Genomic DNA, 11,705 nt, shown 5'->3' on the forward strand with positions numbered 1-11,705 from the left:
ATTCCCGGTATTCTACAAAGGTAAAAACATTGGTATTTTTTACGCCGATTTAGTCATCGAAAAGAAAATTATTGTAGAATTAAAAGCAGTAAACGTATTAAAAGAGCTTATGGAAGCACAAACCATTAACTATCTAAAAATATCAAATATCACTATCGGTTATCTTATCAATTTCAACAGTACATCGGCTTTTGCTCTTTTTTATCTCCAGGACCCTTTCTATTGGTTGCAAAGCCAAAAGATCATAAATCCCTTTGTGCTGACATTGAAGGTCTCAGGAAGGGAGGCCTGTTGGATACCTATACCACAAAAGAAAAGAGCAGAAAGTATATCTATGAATGGATAAATGATGTTTAGTGTCATAAAATTCACAATCCTCACCTTGAAACAGGAGTACTCCTTCCCGGGGGAAATTATGTACTCATTAGTGTGTAAATGCAACGCAGGCTAAATTCTGAAAATAAATTTGTTATTCTTATGAATATATACATGCTTATCAATCAGAATTGGCTGTAAAAATCAGAAAAAAAATCTATCACCGGGAATTGCTGGTGCGACACGTATTAATTTGACAAAATGCCGATTTTCAACTATACTTTTCCCTGCTATCGAAATGCAACACCGCTTTTATCGATGAAACGACAAGACTGACAATGTAAAACAGCATGGAATGGGTACATCGTCTTGAAGACCGAAGTGTTTTTATAAAGCGAAGGTTCGCCCCGCCGTCTCAGGAAGTGACGCTGGTGTGCGGGCTGAAAGGAGGTAGTGCCATTATCGGTGACCGTATCGTCAAAAACATTAAAATGGCGCCGGTTGTCTTCATTGTGGTGATGGTTCTTTTTTGTTCATGCAGGGCGGTTTTCTACGCCGACCATATAGAAGAAAACACCGGAGTCAATGACCAGATGAACTCACTCTCACATGTGGGACCGATAACTATCGAAAACGCTGCATTCAATGCCCGGCTTGATGAGGTATACTTTATCCCGGAACAGGGCCTCTATAACCGGGGCTTTGTCGTATGGGAAAGAAGCGACACACTCTCACTCTGGTATGTTGATGAGTCGGGAAGGCTTTCAAACGGCATCGATGTTAGCCCCGGTATTCGCACCGATACCGATAATGAATACGTTCTTTCTCCTCTCGAAGACAATCCCGCGAAACTTCTTGTCATCTGTTTTTACCATGAACGCGAAAGCGGCGGACTCAAAAGTATCATGGACGTGGCTTGTCATGAAGACGGAATATTATTATGGAAAAACGCTTCATCGGGAACCCCCGTCAGCCTTGACGGATTTATCTTCGATGCATTCGGGGGGAGTATCGGGGTGGACTCTGATTCAGAACTTTCCGTCAACGGGGCTTATATCAGTCCGCATACACACCGGCTTTATCTGCTGTGTTGCAGTACGACCTACGCGCCGTCCAGTTACCGTTATTATGAGGCATCCTGTGCAATAAACGATGAAGGCGACCTTGTCGACCCCCTGCTGTTGCGCACCGAAGAGGATAACCTGTATTGGATACAACTCTCATACGGCGGGGAAGAGGCTTTTTTCTATGCATACGACAGTATGAGTGGAAGTGGATATGCGAACTATTTCGATCAATCCGCTTCCGGGTACCGGACGTACACCTGGAATTTCTCCGACACGGCATCCGGAAGCGCAAAAAGTATCGGCATCAGGGAACCGGTGCTGCATTTTCTTTCGACCTCATGTCTCTATACACGGAAAGGGGACGTCGTCGAAATATATCATGCATCAGGAAGCGTGATAACGTCATTTTACACGGAAGATCTTCGGTTCAACTACGAGATTGAAAATTCGGGAGGGAAGTTTATGATGGTCTTCTCTGAGACGACGACACGGTACATTAGTCCGGCGACATTTAATTTCAGAATGTTGACGTACAACACCGATGAGATCGAAAAACTTACCCGTTAACGAATCCTCGTATAAATAACCTGCTGACAGATTTATACGTTTTTATAAAAAAGGTGTGGGTTTTTTGTAAATTTTCATTTCTTCAGGTTGCACAACAATCCTGCCGATATTATATTTATACAAAGACCTCTTTTGATTGAAAACGGAGGAGAAAAACAATCCGTGCGGAAAATATGCGGTAAAAAACGGCCTTTCGGCGGACTGCGATTAATCGATAGAAGCAGCTTTGTCATTATTAACGGGGGAGGCCGCAGGTGACGATCAAGGTTAAAATCATACTTATTGTTCTTCCCCTTCTTATCGTGGCACTTCTGGTATCGGGAACGGCTTCATATTTTCTCGCCAGACAGGGCATTACCCGGATCGCGAACAGGTTCCTTGGATTCAAGACAGAGGAACTCAAAAAAAACGCCGATTACCAATGGGGGATTTTACTCGAAAATAATCTCACCGAACAGGATGAGTTCGTGGAAGCGGCGAAGGCCGGTATTCTCTCGTTTGCCAACAGCCTCATCAAAAGTGATACTGAACGGATCATCGCGTTCGACGAGGATATCAATCTCGTTTTTTATACCGATATTCTGGAAGTCGCGGAAAATGAAAAAACCGAATTACGAAAGCTTATCGAGGACCGGGAAACCAGGCTGGTCGAACCGGTTCTTGGCGGCGTGACCCGTGTGGCCACCGGCTTTTTCTTCGAGCCGTTTGAATGGTATTTTATGATTACCGAAGAAAAAAATTCCTTTTATAATGAAGTCAATCAGATCAATAACATGAGTCTGATCATTCTGGGCGCGTCTTTGTTTTTATCTGTCATTTTTCTCTGGTTTTTCGCGATTTATCTTACCAAACCACTGACCCGGGTCGTGGGAACGATGAAACATATTATCAGTTATAACGACCTTTCCGAACGGGTCCTGGTCGAATACAAGGACGAGATCGGAGAACTCGCACATACCTTCAATATCATGATCGGTGAACTCGAAAAAACCTACAATCAGATAAAAAGCTACGCACTCAAGGCGGTGCTGGCACAGAAAAACGAACAGAAAATTAAACAGATCTTTCAGAAATACGTGCCGAAAGATGTGATCGATCAGGTTTACGCGCACCCGGAATCCATGCTTGTCGGTGAGAACAGGGTGCTTTCCGTTCTCTTTTCCGACATACGGAACTTTACCACGATTTCCGAAGCGATGATGCCGGATCAACTGGTGAATGTATTGAACCGGTATTTTTCGATGATGGTCGATATCATCTACGGAAGAAAGGGAATCGTCGATAAATATATCGGTGACGCGATAATGGCATTTTTCGGGGCCCCGGTGAAACATGAAGACGATGCCCTCCAGTCCGTCCTGACGGGGCTCGATATGCATGATGCCCTCGTCGCTTTCAATAAACATCAGCATGAGCAGAATTTGCCGTTTTTCAATATCGGTATCGGTATAAATTACGGGATTGTCACCGTCGGGAATATCGGTTGCGAGAAAAAGATGGATTATACGGTCATCGGGGATATGGTGAATCTTGCATCGCGCCTCGAAGGACTCACCAAGGAATACAAACAGAATCTCATTATATCCGAAGATCTGCGGGACAAGGTCGTTGATGATGTTCCGTGCAGAATGATCGATAAGGTGAGGGTCAAAGGAAAAACAAAGCCGGTCAATATCTATTCCGTACTCAGAACACTCAAGGAATCGCAGAAAAAAGGGTGGGAAATACACGGGAAGGCGATGCGGACATTTTACGAAAGAAAATGGAAAGAGGCGAAACTTCTGTTTCAGGAGGAAACAAAGTATCTCGAAAACGATTATGTTGCCCGGTCTTTTACAAAACGATGTAACGAATATATTGTCACGCCCCCCCCGCCCGAATGGGACGGTGTCTATATCATGAAAACAAAATAAGCCCCATCCACGTATACGGCATATTCCGGCAAGCGTTTGTCGATTTTACTTTTATCTCCATGAACAAAAATCGATTCGGTACGACTTTGCGGCGTTATACAATGCAGAGGGTATAAATACATCAAGGAGTTCGTTATCCCGTACGGCAACTCAAACGTGTAATCCGCGGGATTGGCGAATCCATACGGGAAGTGCTTCTTGCGTAATTGGTGCGATGTATTTCCCGATATGACATGCTTTTATTTATATCAGGGGATTTAGCGTTTATTACGTATGTTTGACATAAAAACGCATGAACATTACGTCGCAGGGATTTCCTTCTTGTTGACCTTATCGACAATATCTTTGATGAGAAACGGAACATAGAAAAGAAAAATAAGAATACTTCCAACCAACTCGAGACCCAGAATATACCACGGCCATTCGCCCAGCAGACTGATAATGGTTTCACCTTTCGGCGGGTGGCAAAGGAACATGTAGTTGCCGCCGACGAGCAGGTTAAAGAGTGCGATAAAGACAAGATAAATATTGGTGACAATGATCGTTTTCAATACGGATGACAATTTTGGCCTGAAACCTTCGACAAAAGTCATATAAAGACAGGCGATAACGATCAATGCATGCGACAGGAAAAACTGGAAAAAACGGTAATGCGGGAAACCGTAGTGGAGATCCCCCGGTGTGAGAAGGGCCTGAAACGCGCCGGCCATTCCCCAGAAATAGATAATCTCGTAGAGGTGGTAATTTTTTTTGATCAACATGACCGGTGAAAGAATGATCGCCATTCCGCACAGATGAAGCGGGAGGGATTCTCCGATCGACCATTCTCCGATTGATGCAAGCCAGATATTGTACGAAATTTCCTGCAACAGGAGAAGGGCGGAAAGGCAGTAGCAGAATATATCTTTCGTCTTCGGGTTTTTCGTTCTTTTCAACCACACGACAAGAATTACATTGACGAGAATGACGGCGATTAATGCCATGATATGCGAGTAAGAAAAATACGAGAATTGGTCGAGAAGATATTCTTTTGAAAAGTATTTATACATTGTACGTCCGCCATGGTAGAAAATGTTTTATGGATTGTCAATAATCCTGATTAAAAAAACAGTTAAAAAACCCCGTAAACGGGAGGTTTTTTGTTCATTTCCGTATAAGGAAGCATAACACAGTAACAGATGAAGAGACGTCACCGGGTCACTTATCCATGAGTGTGGAGATTTCTTCAATAAGTTCGAGAAACAAAGGTTCCTCCGAATACTCTTTCCTCATTTCATTCCAGTATTCTTCAGGTCTTTCTGTGGAACCGAGTGTCATACGGTCGTAGATGATATTCAGAATTCTGTCCATAACGATATATTCTCCGTCTTTACGTGCGTCTTCGGCAAGGGCGGTGTCGAATTTCTTTAAGCGCGCGTAGAGATCAGGGAAAATTTCTTTGGCAAACTCCGAATTGAGAATATCTCCGAGAAGCGGTTTTGTGGTCAGATACCCGATGCTTCCCTGTTCGGCGACGATCCGGTCTTCCATTGCCATGTATTCCCGGTATCGTTTCTTGAGTGCCTCGATCCGTGTTTTAAGTTCCTCATACGCACGTGTTTCCTCAGCCGACATCGCGGTGTCGCCGGTTCTCTCCCATGGGGGCTGTGTCGCCGAGGGAGATTCTGCACGTTCCTGCATGGCGGCGAGTTCCGCGGAAAGTTCCTTCTTTTCTTTTTCGAGCCGGCTGATTATATTTGTCAGTTCCCGTTCTACGGTATTGAGTCTGGAGATTTCCGAGTCTTTCTGTTTGAGCAGTGCATTGAGTTCCGCTATCTGTTCGTCCTTTTCCGCCAACGCGGCGTCCTTTTCAGCGATGAGTGTGTTTTTTTCCTTGATGAGTCTGTCTTTTTCGGCAATCAGGGTTTCGCTTCCACGCGCGTCGGCGTTCCGATCGAGGAGTGTTTCGAGTTCCGCGATCTTCGCGTCCTTCTGTGCGAGGGCCGCTTCCTTTTCCGCTATCATCGCATTTTGTGTTTCTATATTCATGTAATAATATGCTTCGAGTTCGGCGATTCGTCCGTTTTTTTCATTGATGAGTGCGTTTTGCTCTTCAATCGTTTTATTTTTTTCAGCGATAAGGGCGTTTTTCTCCTTGAGAAGGGCTTCCTTTTCCTTTGCCTCGACGTTCTCATCCAGAATCGCCTGCAGTTCCGATATCGTTGCGTCTTTTTCCGCTAATAAAGCGTTTTTTTCGGCAATTCGGGAATCCGTGTCGGCAAGGGCCGCCTCTTTTTCCTTGATGATGGTATTTTTTATCCCGTTGCGCGCGCTTTGCACCTGGGGGGTCCGGGGATATTTCGTCAGTATTTCGATATAGGCGTCGATCGCGGTTTCATAGTCGTTCGTACGAAGGGCGCCTGTCGCTTTGCTGAGAAGCTGATTCGCCGCTTTCTCGTCCTCGACCACCGCGTTGCTGTCACCCTGGAGGCGGTACCCCGACTCGATCAGGTTCGTGACCATTGTCTCTACCCTGAACGGATCGCTCGAGAAAAGCTTTATCGCATTTTTGTATGAGTTTATCGCCCCCTGATAATCACGGCTGGAAAACAAGGAGTTCCCCTGTCTGAAATAGAGGGCAAACTGCTCGTTCGTTCTGGACGACTGAATCGCGAGGAGATTCTCATAGCTTTTTTTAATTTCAGGAATAATGGCGAGTGCTTCGCGATACTGGACCTGTGCTTCGTCGATCCTGTTCTCGCGGTAAAGCCTGTCGGCCGCCTCGACCCTGGCGCTGATACTCGATATGATATTGGCTTTTTCAAGAAGACTCGATGTGTCGATATCCGCTTTTGCCGTTTCGAATTCGATAAGCTTTTCAAGGGAATCGATGATGAACAGTTCGACATTGCGCCGCTTTAAAATAGTCGGAAGCGTCGCGATAGCGGTATTGTTGAAAAAATCGCGCATTTTATCGAGGCTGTTCAACGCCGCATCAAAACGGTTACCCTTCAGCTGGAGGTTGACATCGCTGTACATGCCGAGTATCTGATCGTTGTAGAGATTTTCCTTTTCACGCTGTGCCGTCATCTCGGCCAGTCTGGTCTCGGTTTCCGTTATCTCGCGCTCGAGTGCCGCTTCCCGTTCGCGGGCTTCTTTTTCCCTTTTTGCGTATTCTTCCTGAAGCCTCGCTTTTTCATTACTCAAGGTTGTAAGCTGGGTGTTATAGTCGTTCTTTATCCTTTCCAGGTTCGCCTCTTTTTCTCTCAAATCCTCTTCAGCCTTAGCTTTAAACGATGCGAGTTCTCTGTTGTAACTCATTTCTATCTCGTCAAGCTGTGAGTCTATTTCCGCCGTCGAGAGTCCCTGCGCTTCGAGTTCCGCTTTTTTCTTATCGATCTCTTCAGCCATAAGGCGTTCGAGTTCCTGCTGTTTCCTGACGATTTCATCATCCATCGTTTCCTGTAATTTCGCCTTTTCACTATCCAGATTTTTCAACTGTTCCTGGATCTGTATGATTTCTGAGTTCTTTTCATTGAGTTTGTCTTCCGCTTCCTTCTTGATATCCCTGATCAGCTGTCCTTCCTGTGAGGAATAGGAGGAAGACTCGATTTTTATCTCCTGTTCCTGCTTGTTGAAGAAGTACTGAATACCCAAAAAGGCGGCGACAACGATGAGAATCGCGATAATATTGAGGACGAAGGGGAAAAGGACACCCCTTTTTTTCGGTTTGATTGAAAATATGTCGTCACTTACGGTAATTCTGTTCTGGGAGACGATTTCTTCGATATGGGACAGTATTTCTTTCTGTTCCTCGATCGAAATACCGGAGCCGTCTTCGAACTCGATTCCCTCGGGTATTTTGAATGAGTCCAGTTGTTCCTGATTCAGGAAATGTAAAGCCCTCTGATATAAACTACCCAATGTTCCTATACCTGTATAATAATACTTTCCGAATGCAAATACAATACTTTTCCTTATTTCTTATTTCGACCGAAACAATATGAAAAGTGAGCTAAAAAAACACCGCCACCGCGATAAAAAACGCTATCCTATGCTCCCCCGCTTCCGATAGGTGCGGATAAAGGTTTCGACCGAACGGTCGTAGGAGCGTTCGACATCGGAAGGGAAAAAACAAGCCGGGACCTCATTCATGCGAAGGTGATATTGAAGACATTCACAGCATTTCCCCTTCCTGCTGCACGGTTCATAGGTACAATTGCAGTGACTTCTATTCTTTGCTATATTGCAGTCAGCCATAATTCCTCCATGTTTATCGCAGGTTTGAATGTTTGTCGCAGAGAGGGAAGCCGTAACATTGTTCGTCACGATTCCGCTTTCTTGTTTAATTATACCAAAAGCCGGATGCAATGGCAACAAATCCGATACTTGACAAAAAGAAACGGAGGAATAACACTTATCAATGAAGACTTTGTCCGGCGAACGCCTGCTTCCCGCATCCGAAAAAGGGAGGCCATCATCCGTATATAAAGGAGCAGGGCTTTATCAACGATAAACGGAAATTCAAACGGGCGGAATTACACGTGGTCGGTGTATACGCCCTCACAAGCAAGGCAAAGACAAAAGACGTGAGCGAAGGGGGAATCTGTCTGTTTACAGAAGAACCCGTCGAAGCGGGGAAAAACATGTCACTCGCTTTTTTCTTCCCCGATTCGGACTGCAAGACCATAAAGGCGTGGTGCGAGGTGAAATGGTGCAAAAAGATCGAGGAATCGGTCTATATGGTCGGGATCGAGTTTCTGGAAATCGACGATTATTATAGAAAGAAAATAAGGGATTTTGTCAATAAAAGGATAACCATCGAGGTGTCGGATGAAAAATAGGGTGTACCCTTTTTCCCCGGTACCTGCGTTCAAAACGGACCGGCCCTGTTTCGCTACCGGCCGTAATCCTTTCTGAACTTCCGGAAGTAATCTTCCGCGTCTTCCTGTGAAACATACTCATCATCATGACTCGCCTCCATGAGTTCGGAAGGGATGTGTTCCAGGAACGGGGAGATGTCGGCATCGGTAATTTTTCCTTTTTTTCTCCGCTGCCTGCACGATGTCAGAAAAAGAAAACGCTTGGCGCGGGTGATCGCGACATAGAAAAGCCGGCGTTCCTCTTCGATGTTCGCTTCGTTCTCTTCGACCGAACGCCGGTGCGGAATGATCGAATCCTCGCAACCGGCGGCAAAGACGACGTCGAACTCGAGGCCCTTTGCCGCGTGAATCGTCATGAGATGCACCTTGTTCTCTTCCTTCCCGTCTTCATCATCGTCGTGCGAAAGCAGGGTAATCCTGTTCAAATAGGCGTAAAGATTCGGCGAGACGATATCGGGGTCGCTTTCGTAATCGGCGAGCGAGTTCACCACCCCCTCGACATTGAGGTACTTCCACCGGGCGACTTCCTTTTTCGCGTGCTCCTGCACCAGGTATTCCCAGTAGTTGATCCGTTCGACGAGTCCCTGAAGCGAATCCGCCATTTTTTTACCCGAAAGCAGCTTGTTCCGGTAGTATTCGACAAGATCGAAGAAATCCGCGAGCTCGTTTTTCGTTTTATCCTGTACCTGGGCGTCCGGGGCATGAACGGCCGCAGCGATCGCGGAGTAGAGGGAGCACCCCCGGGTTTTCGCGAGCGAGGTAATATATTCGATCGTCTTTTTCCCGATGCCGCGCCGCGGAATGTTGATGATCCTGAGGAGATTCATGTCGTCGTCGGGATTCGCCGCGATGCGGAGGTAGGCGATGATGTCTTTTACCTCTTTCCGTTCGAAAAAACTCATGCCGCCCGAAACACGGTACGGAATGTTTGCCCGTAAAAAGGCCTCTTCGATCGGGCGTGTAAGGCTGTTGGTCCGCACCAGGACGCCGAACTCCCTGTAGGGAACGGCATAGGTGAGGGAAAGCGATTGTATCTGTTCCGCGATCAAATCCCCCTCCCTTTGTTCGTTTTCGCAGATATGCAGCCGGAGAAGATTCCCTTCACCCGCCACGGTCCAGAGCTGTTTTTCCTTCCTGTTTTTATTGACCGATATGAGCCGGTTCGCCGCGTTGAGTATTTTACCCGTCGAGCGGTAGTTCTGTTCGAGCTTTACCTCCCTGAAACCGGGAAAGTCGCGCTCGAATCTGAGGATGTTTTCATAGTTTGCGCCGCGCCATGAATAGATCGACTGGTCGTCGTCCCCGACCACGCAGAGATTTTTCGACTCCGAAGCGAGCAGCCGGATAAACTCGTACTGGAGCAGGGAAGTGTCCTGAAACTCGTCGACCATGAAATAGCGGTACCGGGCATGGCAGGAGGCGAGTGTCTCCGGCTGCGATGATAAAATGCGGACGGGAAGGACGATGAGGTCGTCGAAATCAAGGGCATTATAAAGTTTGAGGCGGTGCAGGTACTCCTCGTAGAGGTGTTTGTATTGTTCTGTCAACGGGGTCCAGACGGTTCTTCCGGTCTTGATGCCGGAAAATATATGCGAAAGGGCGTACGGGTCGATCTCGTCGCGTTTTAAGCCCGCCTCCCGCGCGACTTCCTTGATGAGGGTGCAGACATCCTGGCTGTCGTAGATGCTGAAATTCGGCCGGTACCCGATGGTCGTGATATGTTCCCTGAGCAGCCGGGCGCCGAATGAATGAAAGGTGAGGATGGTGAGGTTCGGGAGTTTTTTCCCGGTCAGCTCACGGATTCGCCGGGACATCTGCTTCGCCGCCTTGTTGGTAAAGGTGACGGCGAGAATCGAACGCTGGGGGGTGTTGTGTTCGAGGAGGTAGGCGATCCTGAAGGTGATGACCCTGGTCTTGCCCGACCCCGCCCCGGCGAGGATGAGAAGGGGGCCGTCAATCGACCTGACGGCTTCATACTGTTCGTCATTGAGGAGGTCCCTGTAACGTATACCCATCGGTCCCGACTATGATACCTTTTTGATAAAGAGGTTATAGAGGAAATTGAACGTGCTCTCGCCGCCGAGCAGGACGGCGGAGACGATCAGCCCGGAGACGATCACGCCGCAGACGATGGCGAGAAACGACTTCGACCTGTCCATGCCGAGCACCCACGCCCCGAGCGCGCCGGTATAGGCGCCGGTGACCGGCAGGGGGATGGCGACAAAGACCGCGATTCCGATATAGCCGTATTTTTCGACTTTTGCGTGGACTTTCTTCCTGGCCCGTTCGACCACCCTGTCGAAGAAGGCCCGGTACGGTGTTATATGATAGAAAAGCTTGTGAACCGTCGAAAGAAAGATAAAAACGAGGGGGCCGACCATGGCGTTGACCGCGACGCAGAGGAAATAGGCGGAAACGATATCCATCCCGTTGAAGTAGGCGTAGGGAATACCCCCCCTGAGTTCCGCTATCGGAAGGAGGCAAAAGAAGAGACTGACCAGCATCGTGTTTATCGTCATAGCACACCCTTGATTGTGTATTCGTCGTATCTGCGGGGCTTTCGAAAAGCACCTGATATGCCGCCCGGTTCAGGCGAATTCTTGAAACGGCCGGATGTCCACTATGACCGATTATCCGGAAAAAATCAACTAGGGGAAAAGGAATATTTGACGGCGGCGCGGAATGAGACCGATTTTTCTTTATTCATTGCCGCATGTCCGGTACCGTTACCCCAATGCATGAGGCATATACTCTATGCATTTTGCATAATCCATGAAAAACGCATAATGAGCCGTTATTTGTTTCAATATAAAGAGATAATTTAAATATTCAGTCACGTGTTATGCATTATGCATAGGAGGGACGGAAAAGGTGTTTTTTGTCTTTTTCGTAATTGCTTATTTTAACGTAAAATAGACTGCCGTCTCGATTTCTTTTTCCGGCACGGTATTTGCTATACAAAAGGCAGAAAAAAAATATCG

General features: G+C 46.9%; 9 protein-coding genes. 4 read left to right on the plus strand and 5 right to left on the minus strand.

Annotated elements, in window-relative coordinates:
• From JW881_22165 to JW881_22175, 3 genes are all read left to right on the plus strand, one after another.
• On the plus strand, positions 1 to 346 hold a 346-nt coding region (locus JW881_22165), incomplete at its 5' end, for a GxxExxY protein (GenBank protein MBN1700233.1).
• Positions 347 to 665: 319 nt separating this feature from the next.
• Positions 666 to 1,949, plus strand: a complete 1,284-nt coding sequence (locus tag JW881_22170) for a hypothetical protein (GenBank protein ID MBN1700234.1) — start codon at positions 666 to 668, stop codon at positions 1,947 to 1,949.
• A gap of 254 nt (positions 1,950 to 2,203) precedes the next feature.
• Positions 2,204 to 3,862, plus strand: coding sequence for an adenylate/guanylate cyclase domain-containing protein (locus JW881_22175; protein ID MBN1700235.1), 1,659 nt, complete (start codon positions 2,204 to 2,206; stop codon positions 3,860 to 3,862).
• A gap of 299 nt (positions 3,863 to 4,161) precedes the next feature.
• Here the strand turns inward: JW881_22175 and JW881_22180 are convergent, their stop codons facing one another.
• The 3 genes from JW881_22180 to JW881_22190 all read right to left on the minus strand — a co-directional run bounded on the left by JW881_22180 (position 4,162) and on the right by JW881_22190 (position 8,101).
• Positions 4,162 to 4,911 carry a TIGR02206 family membrane protein gene (locus JW881_22180; protein MBN1700236.1) on the minus strand — a complete coding sequence of 250 codons (750 nt, stop codon included), beginning with the start codon at positions 4,909 to 4,911 and terminating at the stop codon, positions 4,162 to 4,164.
• A gap of 148 nt (positions 4,912 to 5,059) precedes the next feature.
• Positions 5,060 to 7,765 (minus strand): tetratricopeptide repeat protein, encoded by a 2,706-nt coding sequence (locus tag JW881_22185; GenBank protein ID MBN1700237.1) that lies wholly within the window; start codon positions 7,763 to 7,765, stop codon positions 5,060 to 5,062.
• Between the two features lie 123 nt (positions 7,766 to 7,888).
• Positions 7,889 to 8,101: a hypothetical protein gene (locus JW881_22190; GenBank protein MBN1700238.1), complete on the minus strand. Its 213-nt coding sequence runs from the start codon at positions 8,099 to 8,101 to the stop codon at positions 7,889 to 7,891.
• Positions 8,102 to 8,385: 284 nt separating this feature from the next.
• On the opposite strand from JW881_22190, the gene JW881_22195 reads away from it, so the two are divergent.
• On the plus strand, positions 8,386 to 8,685 hold the full coding sequence (locus JW881_22195) for a PilZ domain-containing protein (protein ID MBN1700239.1): 300 nt from the start codon (positions 8,386 to 8,388) through the stop codon (positions 8,683 to 8,685).
• Between the two features lie 53 nt (positions 8,686 to 8,738).
• Here the strand turns inward: JW881_22195 and JW881_22200 are convergent, their stop codons facing one another.
• Positions 8,739 to 10,739: a UvrD-helicase domain-containing protein gene (locus JW881_22200; protein MBN1700240.1), complete on the minus strand. Its 2,001-nt coding sequence runs from the start codon at positions 10,737 to 10,739 to the stop codon at positions 8,739 to 8,741.
• Positions 10,740 to 10,748: 9 nt separating this feature from the next.
• Positions 10,749 to 11,243, minus strand: a complete 495-nt coding sequence (locus tag JW881_22205) for a small multi-drug export protein (GenBank protein ID MBN1700241.1) — start codon at positions 11,241 to 11,243, stop codon at positions 10,749 to 10,751.
• Between the last annotated feature and the right edge of the window lie 462 nt (positions 11,244 to 11,705).

Source organism: Spirochaetales bacterium, assembly GCA_016930085.1.
Classification (GTDB): Bacteria; Spirochaetota; Spirochaetia; order SZUA-6; family JAFGRV01; genus JAFGHO01.